This is a genomic window from Streptococcus oralis subsp. oralis, assembly GCF_002096435.1.
GTDB classification, from domain to species: domain Bacteria; phylum Bacillota; class Bacilli; order Lactobacillales; family Streptococcaceae; genus Streptococcus; species Streptococcus oralis_AA.
Genome location: NZ_NCUI01000025.1, coordinates 676,495 through 690,993 on the forward strand (window position 1 = coordinate 676,495; position 14,499 = coordinate 690,993).

Annotated in this window: 29 protein-coding genes; 25 read left to right on the plus strand and 4 right to left on the minus strand. The window is 39.5% G+C overall.

Going from position 1 to position 14,499, the window contains the following annotated elements; all coding sequences use genetic code 11:
* Positions 1-42 precede the first annotated feature (42 nt).
* A complete protein-coding gene (locus tag B7723_RS09595; RefSeq protein ID WP_142357993.1) occupies positions 43-444 on the minus strand; it encodes an ImmA/IrrE family metallo-endopeptidase in 402 nt (133 codons plus the stop codon).
* Between the two features lie 5 nt (positions 445-449).
* A complete protein-coding gene (locus tag B7723_RS09600; RefSeq protein ID WP_084849389.1) occupies positions 450-800 on the minus strand; it encodes a helix-turn-helix domain-containing protein in 351 nt (116 codons plus the stop codon).
* A gap of 299 nt (positions 801-1,099) precedes the next feature.
* Between B7723_RS09600 and B7723_RS10735 the strand changes: the two genes are divergently transcribed.
* The gene (locus B7723_RS10735) at positions 1,100-1,222 is read left to right on the plus strand and encodes a hypothetical protein (RefSeq protein ID WP_275655702.1); all 123 of its coding nucleotides are present in this window, start codon (positions 1,100-1,102) and stop codon (positions 1,220-1,222) included.
* Positions 1,223-1,241: 19 nt separating this feature from the next.
* On the opposite strand, the gene B7723_RS09605 is transcribed toward B7723_RS10735, so the two are convergent.
* Positions 1,242-1,538 (minus strand): hypothetical protein, encoded by a 297-nt coding sequence (locus tag B7723_RS09605; RefSeq protein ID WP_084849388.1) that lies wholly within the window; start codon positions 1,536-1,538, stop codon positions 1,242-1,244.
* A 64-nt stretch (positions 1,539-1,602) separates the two neighbouring features.
* On the opposite strand from B7723_RS09605, the gene B7723_RS09610 reads away from it, so the two are divergent.
* On the plus strand, positions 1,603-1,794 hold the full coding sequence (locus tag B7723_RS09610; RefSeq protein WP_084849387.1) for a DNA-binding protein: 192 nt from the start codon (positions 1,603-1,605) through the stop codon (positions 1,792-1,794).
* Positions 1,781-2,089, plus strand: coding sequence for a hypothetical protein (locus B7723_RS09615; RefSeq protein ID WP_239831237.1), 309 nt, complete (start codon positions 1,781-1,783; stop codon positions 2,087-2,089). Before B7723_RS09610 ends, B7723_RS09615 begins: the two co-directional genes overlap by 14 nt.
* A gap of 160 nt (positions 2,090-2,249) precedes the next feature.
* Here B7723_RS09615 and B7723_RS09620 read toward each other — a convergent pair whose 3' ends face one another.
* Positions 2,250-2,939, minus strand: coding sequence for a DUF4145 domain-containing protein (locus B7723_RS09620; RefSeq protein WP_084849385.1), 690 nt, complete (start codon positions 2,937-2,939; stop codon positions 2,250-2,252).
* Between the two features lie 58 nt (positions 2,940-2,997).
* Here B7723_RS09620 and B7723_RS09625 point away from each other — a divergent pair, with 58 nt between their 5' ends.
* From B7723_RS09625 to B7723_RS09705, 22 genes are all read left to right on the plus strand, one after another.
* The gene (locus tag B7723_RS09625; protein ID WP_084849384.1) at positions 2,998-3,933 is read left to right on the plus strand and encodes a DUF3102 domain-containing protein; all 936 of its coding nucleotides are present in this window, start codon (positions 2,998-3,000) and stop codon (positions 3,931-3,933) included.
* Positions 3,930-4,343, plus strand: coding sequence for an ORF6C domain-containing protein (locus B7723_RS09630; protein ID WP_084849383.1), 414 nt, complete (start codon positions 3,930-3,932; stop codon positions 4,341-4,343). The genes B7723_RS09625 and B7723_RS09630 overlap by 4 nt, the downstream gene beginning before the upstream one ends.
* 11 nt (positions 4,344-4,354) lie before the next feature.
* Positions 4,355-4,606 carry a hypothetical protein gene (locus B7723_RS09635; protein ID WP_084849382.1) on the plus strand — a complete coding sequence of 84 codons (252 nt, stop codon included), beginning with the start codon at positions 4,355-4,357 and terminating at the stop codon, positions 4,604-4,606.
* 11 nt (positions 4,607-4,617) lie between these two features.
* Positions 4,618-4,791, plus strand: coding sequence for a hypothetical protein (locus tag B7723_RS10475; protein WP_158084820.1), 174 nt, complete (start codon positions 4,618-4,620; stop codon positions 4,789-4,791).
* A complete protein-coding gene (locus B7723_RS09640; protein ID WP_084849381.1) occupies positions 4,791-4,979 on the plus strand; it encodes a hypothetical protein in 189 nt (62 codons plus the stop codon). The genes B7723_RS10475 and B7723_RS09640 overlap by 1 nt, the downstream gene beginning before the upstream one ends.
* A gap of 20 nt (positions 4,980-4,999) precedes the next feature.
* A complete protein-coding gene (locus B7723_RS10480; RefSeq protein WP_158084819.1) occupies positions 5,000-5,152 on the plus strand; it encodes a hypothetical protein in 153 nt (50 codons plus the stop codon).
* Positions 5,153-5,168: 16 nt separating this feature from the next.
* Positions 5,169-5,657 carry a MazG-like family protein gene (locus B7723_RS09645; RefSeq protein WP_084849380.1) on the plus strand — a complete coding sequence of 163 codons (489 nt, stop codon included), beginning with the start codon at positions 5,169-5,171 and terminating at the stop codon, positions 5,655-5,657.
* Between the two features lie 17 nt (positions 5,658-5,674).
* The gene (locus B7723_RS09650) at positions 5,675-7,003 is read left to right on the plus strand and encodes an Ig-like domain-containing protein (RefSeq protein WP_084849535.1); all 1,329 of its coding nucleotides are present in this window, start codon (positions 5,675-5,677) and stop codon (positions 7,001-7,003) included.
* A 14-nt stretch (positions 7,004-7,017) separates the two neighbouring features.
* The gene (locus tag B7723_RS09655; protein ID WP_084849379.1) at positions 7,018-7,818 is read left to right on the plus strand and encodes a DnaD domain-containing protein; all 801 of its coding nucleotides are present in this window, start codon (positions 7,018-7,020) and stop codon (positions 7,816-7,818) included.
* A gap of 9 nt (positions 7,819-7,827) precedes the next feature.
* Complete coding sequence (locus B7723_RS09660) at positions 7,828-8,643, plus strand: ATP-binding protein (protein ID WP_204881655.1); 816 nt, start codon at positions 7,828-7,830, stop codon at positions 8,641-8,643.
* Between the two features lie 169 nt (positions 8,644-8,812).
* On the plus strand, positions 8,813-8,962 hold the full coding sequence (locus tag B7723_RS10485) for a hypothetical protein (protein WP_158084818.1): 150 nt from the start codon (positions 8,813-8,815) through the stop codon (positions 8,960-8,962).
* A 272-nt stretch (positions 8,963-9,234) separates the two neighbouring features.
* Positions 9,235-9,708, plus strand: coding sequence for a siphovirus Gp157 family protein (locus tag B7723_RS09665; protein WP_084849378.1), 474 nt, complete (start codon positions 9,235-9,237; stop codon positions 9,706-9,708).
* Positions 9,709-9,713: 5 nt separating this feature from the next.
* On the plus strand, positions 9,714-10,343 hold the full coding sequence (locus B7723_RS09670; protein ID WP_084849377.1) for an ERF family protein: 630 nt from the start codon (positions 9,714-9,716) through the stop codon (positions 10,341-10,343).
* A gap of 3 nt (positions 10,344-10,346) precedes the next feature.
* Entirely contained in the window at positions 10,347-10,778 is a 432-nt protein-coding gene (gene ssb, locus B7723_RS09675; RefSeq protein ID WP_084849376.1) for a single-stranded DNA-binding protein, read from the plus strand.
* A gap of 74 nt (positions 10,779-10,852) precedes the next feature.
* On the plus strand, positions 10,853-11,602 hold the full coding sequence (locus tag B7723_RS09680; protein WP_084849375.1) for a DNA-methyltransferase: 750 nt from the start codon (positions 10,853-10,855) through the stop codon (positions 11,600-11,602).
* A 9-nt stretch (positions 11,603-11,611) separates the two neighbouring features.
* Positions 11,612-12,022 (plus strand): RusA family crossover junction endodeoxyribonuclease, encoded by a 411-nt coding sequence (locus B7723_RS09685; RefSeq protein ID WP_084849374.1) that lies wholly within the window; start codon positions 11,612-11,614, stop codon positions 12,020-12,022.
* A complete protein-coding gene (locus tag B7723_RS09690) occupies positions 12,019-12,210 on the plus strand; it encodes a hypothetical protein (protein ID WP_084849373.1) in 192 nt (63 codons plus the stop codon). The genes B7723_RS09685 and B7723_RS09690 overlap by 4 nt, the downstream gene beginning before the upstream one ends.
* Positions 12,203-12,904, plus strand: a complete 702-nt coding sequence (locus B7723_RS09695) for a DUF1642 domain-containing protein (protein ID WP_084849372.1) — start codon at positions 12,203-12,205, stop codon at positions 12,902-12,904. Before B7723_RS09690 ends, B7723_RS09695 begins: the two co-directional genes overlap by 8 nt.
* Complete coding sequence (locus tag B7723_RS10555; protein ID WP_193432021.1) at positions 12,904-13,068, plus strand: hypothetical protein; 165 nt, start codon at positions 12,904-12,906, stop codon at positions 13,066-13,068. The genes B7723_RS09695 and B7723_RS10555 overlap by 1 nt, the downstream gene beginning before the upstream one ends.
* A 12-nt stretch (positions 13,069-13,080) precedes the next feature.
* Positions 13,081-13,245 carry a hypothetical protein gene (locus B7723_RS10560; protein ID WP_193432022.1) on the plus strand — a complete coding sequence of 55 codons (165 nt, stop codon included), beginning with the start codon at positions 13,081-13,083 and terminating at the stop codon, positions 13,243-13,245.
* Positions 13,238-13,639 (plus strand): hypothetical protein, encoded by a 402-nt coding sequence (locus B7723_RS09700; RefSeq protein ID WP_084849371.1) that lies wholly within the window; start codon positions 13,238-13,240, stop codon positions 13,637-13,639. The genes B7723_RS10560 and B7723_RS09700 overlap by 8 nt, the downstream gene beginning before the upstream one ends.
* A 159-nt stretch (positions 13,640-13,798) precedes the next feature.
* Positions 13,799-14,230, plus strand: coding sequence for an ArpU family phage packaging/lysis transcriptional regulator (locus B7723_RS09705; RefSeq protein WP_084849370.1), 432 nt, complete (start codon positions 13,799-13,801; stop codon positions 14,228-14,230).
* Positions 14,231-14,499 lie beyond the last annotated feature (269 nt).

A 14,499-nucleotide genomic window follows, 5' to 3' on the forward strand; every position in this document is an offset into this window, starting at 1 on the left:
ACATTCAAGCTTGCTGGCCGAGAATGTGGGGATTTTTTTGTTTTAAAGGCCACTAGCGAATTTCAGATATTCATCTTGTATCATGATTTCGTCTGCAGTGGTTTTTAAATTGTATTTTTTAGCAAAATTAGACCAGTTAAATGCTGCTGGGTCATCATAGCTGGCCAGCTCTTCCTGGACCAGATAGCGGATCATGAAACGATTAGCTTCATTTTCGCAGCGCATAGCAGAGTGACGGTATATAGAGCCGATATGCTCTAAGTGTCCTAATTCGTGTAGCAATACTCTGTGGCGTTCTGCAGGCGATAAGGAGCTGTTCAAGAAAATAGTCCGTGTCTCTGCGTCATAGAAACCACGCCCAGCCCATTGGTCGGGCTCAAAAGTATATAGTGATACCTTATACTGCTCCAACAGTTCTTTTTCTTTATCCATAATCTCCCTCACCTAAACTATTTCTTGCTATTGAGGTAGCCCTCTATAATGCCCTTAATAGCTCGCTTGTCATCATCGGACAGCGGCTTGCCGTCAAACAGCATAATGCGTCCGTCCAAGTCGTCAAGTTCTATTTCATTCTCTGGAGCTTTTTCTCCTGCGATAGCTGGGTTATCTGTCCGACCTAGTAAGTAGTCGGTGCTGACATGGAAGTAGCTTGCAATCTCTGTAATGCGTTCCGCATTAGGTGTGGAATTCTTTATCTTATAAAGTGTATTTCTTCCATAACCCAAATCTTCTTCTACTTGGCCAAGGGATTTTCCACGTTTTTTTGCCAATTCTTTTATTTTTTCAAATGTCTCAAACATTGATTTAACAACCTTTCTAAGACACAACAAAAAATATTTAACAAATTTGGTGTAATTTCCTTGACTGATTATCCCAAATAGTGTAAAATAGTTTTTGTAAGTAATAAACAACTAAAAAAACAACTAAAAAAATAAATTATAAAAGTGTTTTGGCGAACGGTATTTATGAATTTATTGTTGTTTTTATCATGCTTTCATTTTATCCCATTTGGTGTAATGTGTCAAGTGATAACATAAAAAACAGTTAAAAATTTAGTTGTTTCTTGTTTACAGATAAGTAGAGAGGAGAAGAAAAGGATATGAGCGAAGAAGAAAAAACCGAGCTTTTAAAATTCTTAATGACAGATTACGGACGAGGATACTTAGCTGGACTTGTTAGTGGTCTTTCAGTGATTTTGAAAATTTCAAAAAAAGCAGAGTAAGTTCTCCGCTTTCATCAAATTATTTTGATAGCTTATCTACAGCCTTTTGAAGTTCTGTGATTCCGTTAACTGTTTGAGTAAGTTTATTGATATCAAGTTCACCTGTGAAAAATTTTGAAGTGATATCTACTTGCTGGCTTTGTTTTAAGGCATCCAGTTTCAATTCATGCTCTTTTTCAAGTCTTTGTAATTCACTTTCAGATTGTGCCTTTAATTCTTTTATTTTGGAATCGGTTTGATGTTTATTTGCGAGATAAACAAGAAACGCAGGAACGCATGAGGTTAAAAAAGTTATCAAAATTTGATTAGTGTCCATGTACTCACCTCCTTTCTGCTTATATTATAGCAAAAAGGAGAGAAGAAATAGAAAGGAGAAATATATGCCAGATATCGCAAATGGTCGAGAAAGGGTTAATACTTTCTTAAAAGAGAAAGGAATCAAAAAAACAACTCTAGCGGTTGCTTACGGATTTAAGCGACAGGAAGTCACAAATATTCTAAGTGGAACAACAAAAGGACCGCGGGCTAACAGTTTCATTCTTCAAGTGATTGAAGATTATGGAATCGAGTAGAAAGGTAGGGGAGATTATGGCGCTAGAGCTTTTCGGTGAAGATTTTAAATCAGAGCTTTTCGCTGAACTAGTCGAGCTGAACAAGCAAGCGATAGTCGAAGCGAAAAGGCAACTTTCTAAACAAACAAAATGGGTCAACATCAAGGAGTTACAAGACGCCACAGGTTGGGGTCGAACGTATCTTGAAAAATGGCGAGACCAAGGAAGATTTAGAAGCATGCAGCACACAAAAGGAGGTAAGTATCTCTACGACCTAGAAGATGCACAACGCTTCTGCAGGTCGCTAGCAAAATAGAAAAAGCTACCGACAAAAATGTCGGCAGCAAATCAAAAATATCTACTTAGATTATATCACAGGAGAAAGGAAAAGTAAATGAACGAACTAGAAAGAACAGCCCTCAACGAGATATTGAGGACTGTGACATATATCGCTGAGAAGTTGGATGAAATTGACTCTAAGATTTCTTTGAACGATTTACAAGCTCTTGAGCATCAAGAAAATTGAGTTTCATTTCGATGTAGCGAATAGCTCCGTGCAGGTATTTCTTTAGGTCTGTGAAATCTTTATCAGGGTTATTTCTATAGTAATGACCTTCGTCATTACCGATATAAGCAGATGCAAGAGCGAATGTTTTAAGATCTTCATCCTTGATATATTTTTCAATAACTTGTTTTAATGACATTTTAATAATTTTATCTTCATCATCAGGATTTGTAACAATAGAGAAATCTTTAACAAAAAACTCAAGCGCCTTTCGATATCCGATACCTGCAATGTGGTCTAGTTGTTCATGTTCAGCTTTCAGTGCTTGAACGTAGATTTGCTTACCAATTGGAGAAACTATCTCTACATCGTCAGATATAGGTATATCGCTTGGAAGGTTAGGAATTACTTTGATATGTTCGATTTCGTATTCATAGTTGTAGGAATCGAGTGAATATCTTGCGGCTATAAACTCCTCTGTCCAGAAGTGCTTACAACCTAAGCATCTAAATGTTAATACTAAGCTTGTTTTATCTTCTCCAAGAGAAAAATAAGAAGAGTTCACAAGATGAGGATTGGTGGGTTTTTTACAATTCGGACAGATATCTTCAATGGTTACAGGTCTAGAAACAGAAGAGTTAATTTGCGCTTGAAATATCATGGCTTTTCTCCAATCGTTTTATTATCTCTATTATACAAAATTTAGAAAGGAAAAGTAAATGCAAGAAATAGCATTATCCGACAATTTAGCGCAGATTGAGCTTGAAATCAATCACCACAAGCAACTTGCTGGTCAATCAATTTGGGAAATCGGCAGACGGCTTAATCATGTTAAGGAGCATGACTTAGTGCATGGCGAGTTTAGAGATTGGCACGAAAGACTTGGTCTTGACAAGGACTTTGCTTATAAGTCAATGAAAATAGCTAAAGAATTGCCAAATGTCGAAACGTTACGACATTTAGGAACAACAGCATTACATCTTATCGCAACCTTGCCAGAGGAAAACAAGCAAGAACAGATTGAACGGATTGAGCAAGGCGACAATCCAACAGTCAGAGAACTGCAAGAAGTCAAGCGCCAGCTCAACCTTGCACGAAGCGCCAACGACAGCTTGCGAGAGCAGAACGAGCGCTTGGCAGAACAAGCCTTGAAAGGTCTTGAAACCAAGACGATTGAAAAGGAAGTTGTCAAAGAAATCGAAGTGAAGCCGGCAGACTACGACGCTACTAAGTCGCTCAATGCTACGCTGCTTGAAAAAAATAGCCAACTCAAACGAGAATACGAGGACTTGAACAGCCGAGCAGAGTTTATCGAGGAGCAATATAACAAGCTTGTCGAGGAGCGCAAGGCAGTCAATGAAAAGTCGGCTAAGTATGACGAGCTGACGGAAGCTATCAAGCAGTCACAAGGACAGCTAAACGAAGCACAAGCGAAAATCGGCAGCTATAAGAGCCTACTGTCATTTATCCGCAAGGGAAATGAAATGGTCGTAAACATGGGCGGTCTGGTCTATGTGGACGAACAAAGGATACTACATTCTGACAGCAAAGTCAGAAACGAATTTGAACAGTTGCAAAAAGCAATCAGCAGACTTGCCGAGGACATGAGAAGCATGCTGAAAGAAACAGAAGTATTAGAAGGAGAAATCATATGACAAACGAAATCATTGGAAAAAGCGCAAGCAACGAACAGTCGCTATCAGAAATCGGCGTAATGCGGAAAATGCTAGATAGCATTGAAAATCATGAGCATCGCATTACGAACTTAGAAGACACTATGCGAGTGAACGCAGTACAAGAAAACATGCTGACAGAAGAAGTCAACAAGAAAATCGTTGGTTTCCTGCAAGGGAAGAAAGCCCCTGCCTATCGTGATAACCATATCCGAGGAAAGGCATACTCAGACATCAACCATGCGATCCGTAAACACTTTGGAGTTCGTCGTCGTGAAATTCCAGCCAAAAACTTTCATGACGCAGTATCTTTCATTCGTCGATGGTCTATTAGCCCAGAGCTGAAAGATGAAATTTTCAATGCAAATCAACAAGTATCGCTGTTTAACTAGAGGAGTAACACATGGAGCCAACATTAGGAAGTCAACTTTTAGGAGTTGCATTAGTAGCTACTATCGCATTCGTCGCAGGCTGGTACGGAAACCGCATGGACGCTCGCAAACGTGCTAAGAAAGAGCGCTTGGCACGCTTAGAAGCTGAGCTAGTGGCTCAGTATGAAGAAGATATGCGCTTGTATCACGAAGAACAACGGAAAGCGGAAATGGAAGCTCTGGCAATGGCTAGAAAAGCTATCACGCCAGCGTTTTCTAGCTAGGAAAAGATATTATGTTAGGACTTTTGGAAGAAATCGATCGCTTGCGTGCCGACTATGTGCATTTAGGTAGCGAGCTTGGAGAGGTTATCAATGAGCAACAAGATAAAATCTTGGCACTCAGCAAAGAAAATAAGCACCTTAAACGTGAAATATGGAATTTAAAGAAGACAAAAAGGAGAAAGTGATGGAAGAAAAAGAATTAGAAGAACTTGCTTTTGCTCTGCAAATTGGACAGCTCGTTTTGCAGACAGCAAAATCAATTATTAAAGATGAAAATTTGTTGAGAAGTAACGGTGTATTTGCTATTGACAGCCACAAGTTCGAGATAAAGATATCAGAGGTATCTGATGAACAAAAGGAGGATTTGTCTTGATATTTAAAAGAATTGTGACAATGGACGAATCAATTGAATTTAACAATTGCGAAGTAAGAAAGGTTGACGATAGCACGAAAAAGCTTTTAGGCGATAAAGATTTGATAGAAGTCGTTGAAGAAGGGAAAAGCTATCTCGTAAACACAGACTACATCATCATGATTAATCTTTGATTATTAGGAGGGAAAGATGGAACTGAAAGAATTAATCGAAAACGTGCAGCAGTGGTCGAAAGACCGCGGATTGGATAAGGCTGACAGTCGTAAGCAGCTATTGAAACTCTATGAAGAGTTTGGGGAACTTGTCCAAGGACACCTCAAAGGGAATGTTGAGCAAGTCAAGGACAGCATCGGTGACATGCTAGTCGTCGAAATCATCTACTGTCAGCAAAGAGGGATTGAGTTTGATGGTAATCATAAACAAAATTTATGTTTTCCTAACGATGTCACAAATATATTGCAATGGATTGCTATCTTCATCGGCGATCTAACGGGAAATATCGGCACCGGAACAAGTAAGACGAACATATACGACATCAATGATTGCTTATACTTAGTTAGTGAAAAATACAGCACAACGCTTGAAGCCTGCCTTGAACTAGCATGGAATGAAATCAAAGATCGTAAAGGCAAGATGGTTGATGGTGTGTTTGTGAAAGAAGAAGACCTATCAAAATAAACAAAGGGAGAAAGAAAATGAAAAACACAATTAAACTATCAGCAATCGCATTCGCAGCAGTTAGCGGGCTACTTATCTCAAATCATGTACTGGCAAGTGAAGTCAGCAAGGATGGCACAGAAATCACTGTCACAGAGCCGACAGTAGAAGTGCAGAAGCAAGGCGATAGCTTCTACGACAAGGTAGATGTGACTGTTAAAACAGACATTCCGGACGATGTCGAAATCAACCAAGGTGACACGCTCACAATGCCGCTGCCGCAAGAGTTGGAACTGGAAACGAACTACGAATTTCCGGTCACTAACAACGAGGGTGCAGAAGTCGGTCAAGCAACTGCAAACGCAAAAGAAAACAATGTGACTACAGTATTCAATGACTATTTCAAAGAACACCCTTTGAATAAGTCAATCTCGCTTAACTTGCAGACTAAAATCAACAGAGAAGTCGTGCGAGAAGAAGGCAAAATGGAGCTGAATTTCAGTGGCACAATCGTTGAAATGGAAAGTGGCAGCAAGGGCGACACTAACCCTAATGAGGAACTTTACAAATGGGGCACGCAGGACAAAGAAGACCCTAACGTCGTTCACTGGGTAGCGAGGGTCAACTATCGCAAGGCAACAATGAACCGTGTCAACGTTTCAGATACTTGGGATAATGAGGGGCGCTATGTTCCGGGCAGTATGAAAATCAGCTATCTGCACTCTGCCAATCCGTGGACTTATGCTTGGCCGGGCAATATGGATATGCTTAGCATGCGTGAGAATGGCTTTGACTATTATGTCGGGTTCCTCAACAATGTACTGGTCTTTGAGTACAGCGTACGATACGCTACACAAGCGACTGTGCCAGTCAACACTATCAAAGTTACTGCTAATGACTATTGGATTGAGCATAAAGTTGATTACAAGTGGGTGTCTGGAAGCGGTACTGCAGACGGCAAGAACCGTCCTAAGCCAATCTGGGAAATTCCAAACGAAGCGCCACAGGTTGATAAACCAGAGCTGAACATCAATGACATTCCGCTTATGCCACCTGCTCCTATTTTGGATAAGCCAGAACTTGATTTGAACGATGTTCCGCTGTTACCACCTGCGCCAATCTTGGAGCTGCCAGAGCTAGTAATTCCGGACGAACCTAAGCCGGAATTACCGCCTAAAACACTTGAAAAAGAGCCGCCTGCTCCAAGTGCCAAGGAAGAACCAAAAAACGCAGTAGAGGGCAAATTAGAGACTTATACGAACGAATTACCAAGGACAGGAGATGCAGGAAATGTCATACTGCCTGTCATTGGAGCTATTGCTGTGATTGGTACTGCGATAATTTGGAGGGATAAGGATAAAAAATAAAGAAAGGAGAATTGATGGCGCAAAGACGAATGTTTAGTAAGAAAATAACAGAAACAGACAATTTTATTGATATGCCTCTGTCAAGCCAAGCTTTATACTTCCACTTAAACATGGGAGCAGACGATGAAGGATTTATCGATAAGGTGAAAACAATCCAACGAACGATTGGAGCTAGTGATGATGACGTAAAAATCTTGATTGCTAAAGGATTTATTATCCCGTTTGAAAGTGGAGTGGTTGTTATCCGACATTGGAGAATTCACAATTACATTCAGGCGGACAGATTCCAATCAACAATTCATAAAGAAGAAAAAGAACAGCTTGAATTTAATAAGTCAAAAATCGCTAATATCAAGCCTTTAGACCAATGTATACAAAATGTATACAAAGTGGATACACAGGTTAGGTTAGATAAGGATAGATTAGAGTTAGAGATAGATAAGGATAGATTAGAGTTAGATAAGGTTAACAACCTTAACTATACAGGAGGAGAAAATGAAAAAAAATCTTTTTCTCAGATTATCAAAGAAAGCAATATCAAACTTAACGACAGACAAGCTCAAATGTTACTAGATTATGTTGGCTTAGACAATATGACAATCGAAATGATCCAATATGCAATTGAGCTGACAGAAGATGCAGGAGCTAATAACTTTAACTATCTAAATAAGATTTTGAAATCATGGAGAGAAAAGAAGTTAACTTCGCTAGAAGCGATCAAGAAAGATTTTGAAGAATTTGAAATCAGAAAATCTAATCCATCAGCGGATAATCCAGCGGTCTTTAAACCTTATCAAGACGAGTTGCCATTTTAGGAGGTTTGCATGATTGAAAAAATTGGATTTGAACCACTGCACTATGTAAATGAAGACGAGATATGCCCTAAGCACTCTTGCTATATGTGGACGTTTGAGAAGCCTGTGCGGGCGACAAATAGAACAGAACCATACCAACCAACCTTCTGTCCGCAATGTGTCAGAGAGAAGGTAGAACGTAAGCAAGAAGCTGAAATAGGAGAAGCGTACACTTCGTCAATCCTCAGAAATACATTTGATGTACTGGATAAAAACAGCTTAATCCCTAACGGCTTGAAAGATGCCAGTTTCAAAACATTCACAGTATCAACCGAGGCTGATAACCTAGCTAAAAACTTCGCCCTGAGAATAGCAAAACACTATTTCAAGGGCGGCAAAGGCAATACAGTCATTGTCGGAGATGCTGGACGAGGGAAAACGCATATTGCGATAGCAATAGCAAGAAAGATAAACGCAGACTTTAAGGCTATTAACACACCTAAAAGCGTATTGTTTATGAACGTTCCAGCTATGTTTCAGAAAATCCAGAGTGGTTTTGGTCGTAGAGATGTACGAAGTGCAGACGACTGGTTGGAACTCTTGAAAAGAGTTGACTATCTTATTTTGGATGACTTCGGAAAAGGCGACCAAGCGCAGTGGAAGAAGGACTTCTTGTATACCTTGCTAGATGCGAGAGATAAAACAATTATCACAAGCAATCTATCAGGCTCAGAGATGAAGAAGATATTTGATGCAAGCTTAGTTAGCCGGGTAGCAAAAGGTTCAAAGGAATTGAGTTTTAAATATCCGCAAGATTCTGAAGATAGGAGAACATTACCATTTTGAACAACGAAAGAACAGGATACAGAGTATCACAAATGATTGATGACTTCGAGCGGATGTTCTACCCGCTGTCAGACATCATGAAAGAAAAGCTACTAGCGAGTGATCCAGTAGCATCAGAAATGAAAATTAAGGATTTAATGCTATGTGCATTGCTAAGAGAGGTAGGCCTATGACAATACCAGAACTTGAAACAGCGTTGCTATATCATGTCACACCTAACGAGCGGAAACGCATGAAATGGTACAAGCGACATGACGCAGTGAAATTTGTCAAAGAGCTTTGGCGACTTTGGACGAAGTATAGCGAGGTCTTGGAATGATTGAACCATTTGACTATGACCGTTGGCTGACGACAGAGCCGGAACAACCAGAGCCGAAAGAAGAATGTTTTATCTTCTCAGGCGGTCAATGGCTCTATATCGGAGACAACATATAACAGGAATGTGCCTGAGAAGCCACAAAATGGCGCACAATCGATTTTAAACTATCGAGAGTATAATTGTTCCACCGAAACAATAAAATGGCTTAGAGGCGAAAATATAAGCAATAACTACAAAAGTAGAATGACAATAAAGATTTAAGGAGTAACGATATGAGTACATTGTATGAATTGACAGGGCAGTTTTTAGAAATCTATAACATGGATTTAGATGACGAAACAAAGTTAGATACTCTTGATAGTATCGACTGGAACGAAGATTACGAAAACAAAGTTGAAAATTATATCAAGGTTATAAAAAACTTAGAAGCGGACGTTGCGGCACGAAAAAATGAACAAGACCGTTTGAAGAAATTGAATGACTCTGACAAGAACAAGATCGAGCGAATGAAATCTGACTTGGCTGCAAGTATGGAGCTGACCGGACATGACAAAGTGGATACAGCGTTGTTTAAGGTGTCATTTAGGCGTTCTAAGAGCGTTGAGGTCGATATGGTGTTATTGCCCGACCGATACAAAAAAATCGAATACAAAGCAGATAAAACTGGTTTAAAGCAACTTCTGGCAAGCGGTAAAGAAATACTCGGTGCTGAACTGGTCGAAAAGAAGAATTTGAATATCAGGTAGGAAAAATGAAAAAATCAGAAACGTTAATCGAGTTTAGCAAGGCTTTTGCTAAAACTCAACAAGAAATGAAACAGCCTTTGAAAGATGCAAACAATCCGTTTTTTAAAAGCAAATATGTACCACTTGAAAACGTAGTAGAAGCAATCACTGAGTCAGCAAGCAAAAATGGATTGTCATTTACACAATTTCCGTCAAGCGATGAAGTAGGAAATGTGACAGTAGGAACGCTTGTAATGCATAGTTCCGGCGAATGGATAGAGTACGACCCTATAAAGATGAAGCCGGTAAAAAACGACCCTCAATCAATCGGATCAGCCATCACATACGCTAAGCGATATGCCTTGTCAGCAATTTTTGGCATCACAAGCGACCAAGACGACGACGGGAACGAGGCTACACAATCGAAGAAGCAACCGAGTAGACAAAAAGCACAAGCGGATGACTTGAAAATTACAAAAGAAAAAGCAGAAGCGTATAGACGAGAGGTTGTTCAGATTGCAGAAACAAAAGGGTCTAAAGACGGTGCTGTTGCCGCTTGGTTCTTGCAACATTTAGAAGTTGCAGACTACAAACAAATCAAGCAGTCGCAAATTCAACAAGCGGATGCTTTAATTCAAAAATTGAAAGGACAATAATTAATGCTTAACAATGTAGTTTTAGTAGGTCGTATGACAAAAGATGCGGAACTGAGATATACACCGCAAAATCAAGCGATCGCAACATTCACTCTTGCTGTAAATCGCAACTTTAAAAATGCGAATGGAGAGCGAGAAGCGGATTTCATCAACTGCGTCATTTGGCGACAGCAAGCTGAAAATTTAGCGAACTGGGCTAAAAAAGGAGTTTTGATTGGTATAACTGGACACATACAGACACGAAGTTACGAAAATCAGCAAGGACAACGTGTATATGTGACAGAAGTAATTGTAGATAATTTCCAACTTTTGGAAAGTCGCAATCAAAGTCAAGATAAAGCTCAAACAAGTTCGGATGAAGTACCAGACTTTAGCCGAAATAATAACTCAAACGGAAATCCTATGGATATTTCAGATGATGATTTGCCGTTTTAATGGAGGAGGAAGATTTCACCAGCCATGCCATTTGCTCACAACATATCCACTGGCTGGTGGATTTTGATTAGATTATGAAATATGAATTATTTAACGACCATTTTGAAAATGCGAAGCGATATAACATTCCAAGAGCGCAGTTAATTATTGCTGATATACCTTACAATTTGGGAAACAACGCTTATGCCTCTGACCCTAGATGGTATAAAGACGGGGACAACACAAACGGCGAAAGTAAACTTGCAGGTAAATCTTTTTTTGATACAGATAATGACTTCAAAATCAACAATTTCTTTGATTTTTGTAGCCGTCTACTAAAAAAAGAACCAAAAGAAAAAGGGAAAGCGCCAGCTATGATTGTTTTTCATGCTTGGCAGCAAAGAGAGCTAGTGATTGAATGTGGACGTAAGCATGGTTTCAATAACGCTTATCCGCTTTACTTCACAAAGAAATCTAGCCCACAGGTATTAAAAGCAAACATGAAAATTGTTGGTGCGGTTGAAGAAGCAACGGTATTATATCGTGACAAACTCCCTAAATTTAACAATGGTGGGGCTATGATACTCAATCATGCACCTTGGGAAAAAGACAACTCTTACCCCGTTATCCACCCCACGCAAAAGCCTATACCGGTCTTAAAACGATTGATTGAAATCTTTACTGATCCAGAAGATGTAGTAATTGACCCTGTTGCTGGAAGCGGCTCAACTCTGCGGGCAGCGATTGAGATGGGGCGCTCTGCCTATGGATTTGAAATCAAAAAAGATTTTTATAATAAGGCAAAAGAGATAATGCTTGCTAATTTTCAAGTAAGTCTGTTTTAGGAGGTTGGGATGAAATTAACACTAAACATTGAGCCGAAACCGCAGAGCAGACCGAGATTTACAAAATTTGGGAAAGCTTACGACACAAAGGAAATGAAAACGTGGCGGAAATTGTGTAGCTATCTTGTAAAAGTGGCTTGGGGAAGAAAAGAACAACTAAAAGGGCCGTTAAAAGCAGATATACGCTTTTTGATTGCTCCACCTGAATATATAAAAAAAGTCAAAAAGAACAGACAGGATTTGCTAGATGAAACTATACCAGTAGGAAAGAAACCTGACCTTGATAATTACGAAAAAGCTTTATATGACAGTATGACAGATATTGCATATAAAGACGACGGTCAGATAGCGTTACATAATGTTGGTAAGTTTTACAGCCTGAACCCTCGCATTGAGGTGGAAATAGAGGAATTGGAATGACTAAAGAGGAACTTTTAAAACATTATCGGCACTCTTTGGAAGTCTATCAAAACAGGCTTGCCGATAGGGAAGAAGATAGGTTTTATATGAAAGTTCACGGGTACAGAAACGCTTCTTATCGCAAAGAAATGCTTGTGAAGAAAATCAATGAAATCAAGAAGATAATCAAGGGGTTGGAAGATGAATAAACAGGAATTAAAACAATTGCTAAAAGACAGCGAAGTAAAGGGATTGAAAATTTTTGGCAATGAGGTTTACGGCATTCCGTCAAGTACAGTTTTAGGGCTTGTAGACCAGTTAGACGAACCAGAAAAAGGCTATGCAGAACAATCTCCACAATATCTCAAGAACATACTGGCACGAATTCGAGAATTGCCATTGCATGATAGAGAGGTTTGGTTAAAAGCTATCATGAGTGAATTTGAACAGGATTTCAGTCATGCTAAATGGCGTGAGGGATACGAGCAAGGAAGGATCGAAAGCATGACGGAACGTGAAAAAGTCAAAATTCCTGAGTTTGTAGCTGACTATATAAAAGACGCAAAATGCTGGGATTGGGATATACAAGATGTAATGAAGTATGTGGATGACGAAGAATGCGCCGAACTTTTAAAATGGTTTTACGAAGAAAAAAATATGGAAACTTTCGCTCGAGCTTGGCTTGATGGTTACGAGATTGAGCAAGAAAAGCGGTATCTGGTGAAGATGTTAGGCCTTTATGAAAAAGAATGTTATTTGAAGAGAGGCGTAAGAGCAGGAAGTTGGTGGTTTGGTTGCAAAACCGATGATACCTCTGATAAACACACCCGCAAAGAACTAGAACAAGCTAATTTTGGCTGGGTGTTTGATTGCCCAGGGATTGAGGTTGAGGAGGTGGAGTGATGGAACGACCTGAACGATACCCATCTGGATACTTCATTCCTGAACTGATTGAAGATGAAGATATTATTTTTAACAAAGACAGTGAATATCACAAGCAGAGGAAAAAAGAAAAGAAGAATCCTATTTTCAAAAGAAATAAGCCCCGAAATAGATGGGCGCTTTGAGGAGGTAACAGAATGAGCCTTACGCTAAATAGCACAATTGGAGACTTAGTTTTGGCAATCGGAGAAATTATCGTTGAGTCTGACGGTAAAACCAATACAGCGATGCTAGAGATACCTGATCAAGACTTTTACTTAGAGATTGCGGTCAAGCCAAAGGAGGAGGTACAAGATGACTGAAACTAATGTACAGAAGTTTTACAGAATTTTGGCCGAAAAAACAGAAATTTTTGGCACAAAGAAAGAAATGATGGCGCAGCTAGGGTTTGAGGGTGCACAACTAAACTCTGACAGGACTAGACTTAACAGCGACGAAAGAGCAGGACGCTTTCCGCCAGTTCGGCTGATGATTAAGCTAGACAGCTTGTTTGACAGAGAATTTTTGATTACTTGCTTGCGTGAGAAAATGGACTGCAAGACAACTGATAAGCGCTGGCTAAAAGTCGCACAAGATTACATTGATGATAATTCAAAAATTGGGGGGGCGACGAGCGACAGCGAAGCAGAGCGACAACGTAAGCTAAGACGCAGATTAAAGCGTGAAATGTACTTAGAGAGGTCTTTTGGGATTTGAGTATGAAATTAAAAATAGGTGATTATATTAGAGTTTTAAAAAATGGCATTTTTTTAAAATTGTACAAATCAAAAACAGGTGAATACGTTAAAGTTTTAAAAAATGGTGAGTTTTTTAAAATTGTATGTTTGAAAAGGAGGAGGTGAGCTAGTGGATAGAATGGGCGAAGTACCGCTTTTGCCAGAAGTTAACGAAAAAGTGACTATCCGAAGAGCAAAGAAGAAGTTGGGAGAATATCCAAGGTGGAGAGAGATAGCGTGTGACGAAGCCTTGCAAAAAGTGACGCAAGAATTTACTTTTGAAACAAGGGCTAATAATGGCCCGAGCAGGCCGGTTGAAAACTTGGCGATCCGAAGAGTAGATGCAACAGCAGAATTAGAGGAAATAGAACAAGCAGTATCAAGGTTATACAATCCAACTTATCGCTTTATCTTATATTCTCGCTTTCTAAAAACATTGCCAGAACCGGCTTATGTCATCTATTCGGAATTAGGGATAGAAAAGACACGTTATCAGGAGTTGTTAGATTGTGCCTTGCTAGCTTTTGCTGAACAGTATCGCAATTCTGCTTTGGTTTGCGAAAAGCGGTAAAAAAGCGGTAAAAAAGCGGTAAAAATGCGGTAAATACTGGCTTTTGATAGTGTTACAATAGTATTGTCAAGAAATTGACAGATGGATTTTCAACTTTTTCCATACATTACTCCTATGATTCTGGGCTAGCAGTTGTCAAAGGCTATTAGCTCATAAGGCCACATTAAAGCGCGGACGTTGACCAAACGAGCGATGTTTCATAATCTCCTTTAAAATATTTTTAGTTCTATTTACCTTTCTGAATTTTCCTGCTTGTGGCCGGCAGGGTT

What these genes read in the sequence shown, in the direction of transcription:
- B7723_RS10475 (WP_158084820.1), top strand. Translation starts at nt 4,618, where the DNA reads ATGTTAGGACTTTTGGAAGAAATCGATCGCTTGCGTGCCGACTATGTG.
- B7723_RS09610 (WP_084849387.1), top strand. Translation starts at nt 1,603, where the DNA reads ATGCCAGATATCGCAAATGGTCGAGAAAGGGTTAATACTTTCTTAAAA.
- B7723_RS09680 (WP_084849375.1), top strand. Translation starts at nt 10,853, where the DNA reads ATGAAATATGAATTATTTAACGACCATTTTGAAAATGCGAAGCGATAT.
- B7723_RS09655 (WP_084849379.1), top strand. Translation starts at nt 7,018, where the DNA reads ATGGCGCAAAGACGAATGTTTAGTAAGAAAATAACAGAAACAGACAAT.
- B7723_RS09620 (WP_084849385.1), bottom strand. Translation starts at nt 2,939, where the DNA reads ATGATATTTCAAGCGCAAATTAACTCTTCTGTTTCTAGACCTGTAACC.
- B7723_RS09645 (WP_084849380.1), top strand. Translation starts at nt 5,169, where the DNA reads ATGGAACTGAAAGAATTAATCGAAAACGTGCAGCAGTGGTCGAAAGAC.
- B7723_RS09650 (WP_084849535.1), top strand. Translation starts at nt 5,675, where the DNA reads ATGAAAAACACAATTAAACTATCAGCAATCGCATTCGCAGCAGTTAGC.
- B7723_RS10735 (WP_275655702.1), top strand. Translation starts at nt 1,100, where the DNA reads ATGAGCGAAGAAGAAAAAACCGAGCTTTTAAAATTCTTAATGACAGAT.
- B7723_RS09625 (WP_084849384.1), top strand. Translation starts at nt 2,998, where the DNA reads ATGCAAGAAATAGCATTATCCGACAATTTAGCGCAGATTGAGCTTGAA.
- B7723_RS09685 (WP_084849374.1), top strand. Translation starts at nt 11,612, where the DNA reads ATGAAATTAACACTAAACATTGAGCCGAAACCGCAGAGCAGACCGAGA.
- B7723_RS09605 (WP_084849388.1), bottom strand. Translation starts at nt 1,538, where the DNA reads ATGGACACTAATCAAATTTTGATAACTTTTTTAACCTCATGCGTTCCT.
- B7723_RS09640 (WP_084849381.1), top strand. Translation starts at nt 4,791, where the DNA reads ATGGAAGAAAAAGAATTAGAAGAACTTGCTTTTGCTCTGCAAATTGGA.
- B7723_RS09690 (WP_084849373.1), top strand. Translation starts at nt 12,019, where the DNA reads ATGACTAAAGAGGAACTTTTAAAACATTATCGGCACTCTTTGGAAGTC.
- ssb (WP_084849376.1), top strand. Translation starts at nt 10,347, where the DNA reads ATGCTTAACAATGTAGTTTTAGTAGGTCGTATGACAAAAGATGCGGAA.
- B7723_RS10485 (WP_158084818.1), top strand. Translation starts at nt 8,813, where the DNA reads ATGACAATACCAGAACTTGAAACAGCGTTGCTATATCATGTCACACCT.
- B7723_RS09665 (WP_084849378.1), top strand. Translation starts at nt 9,235, where the DNA reads ATGAGTACATTGTATGAATTGACAGGGCAGTTTTTAGAAATCTATAAC.
- B7723_RS09670 (WP_084849377.1), top strand. Translation starts at nt 9,714, where the DNA reads ATGAAAAAATCAGAAACGTTAATCGAGTTTAGCAAGGCTTTTGCTAAA.
- B7723_RS10480 (WP_158084819.1), top strand. Translation starts at nt 5,000, where the DNA reads ATGGACGAATCAATTGAATTTAACAATTGCGAAGTAAGAAAGGTTGAC.
- B7723_RS09700 (WP_084849371.1), top strand. Translation starts at nt 13,238, where the DNA reads ATGACTGAAACTAATGTACAGAAGTTTTACAGAATTTTGGCCGAAAAA.
- B7723_RS09705 (WP_084849370.1), top strand. Translation starts at nt 13,799, where the DNA reads ATGGGCGAAGTACCGCTTTTGCCAGAAGTTAACGAAAAAGTGACTATC.
- B7723_RS10555 (WP_193432021.1), top strand. Translation starts at nt 12,904, where the DNA reads ATGGAACGACCTGAACGATACCCATCTGGATACTTCATTCCTGAACTG.
- B7723_RS09615 (WP_239831237.1), top strand. Translation starts at nt 1,781, where the DNA reads ATGGAATCGAGTAGAAAGGTAGGGGAGATTATGGCGCTAGAGCTTTTC.
- B7723_RS09660 (WP_204881655.1), top strand. Translation starts at nt 7,828, where the DNA reads ATGATTGAAAAAATTGGATTTGAACCACTGCACTATGTAAATGAAGAC.
- B7723_RS09635 (WP_084849382.1), top strand. Translation starts at nt 4,355, where the DNA reads ATGGAGCCAACATTAGGAAGTCAACTTTTAGGAGTTGCATTAGTAGCT.
- B7723_RS09630 (WP_084849383.1), top strand. Translation starts at nt 3,930, where the DNA reads ATGACAAACGAAATCATTGGAAAAAGCGCAAGCAACGAACAGTCGCTA.
- B7723_RS09695 (WP_084849372.1), top strand. Translation starts at nt 12,203, where the DNA reads ATGAATAAACAGGAATTAAAACAATTGCTAAAAGACAGCGAAGTAAAG.
- B7723_RS09600 (WP_084849389.1), bottom strand. Translation starts at nt 800, where the DNA reads ATGTTTGAGACATTTGAAAAAATAAAAGAATTGGCAAAAAAACGTGGA.
- B7723_RS10560 (WP_193432022.1), top strand. Translation starts at nt 13,081, where the DNA reads ATGAGCCTTACGCTAAATAGCACAATTGGAGACTTAGTTTTGGCAATC.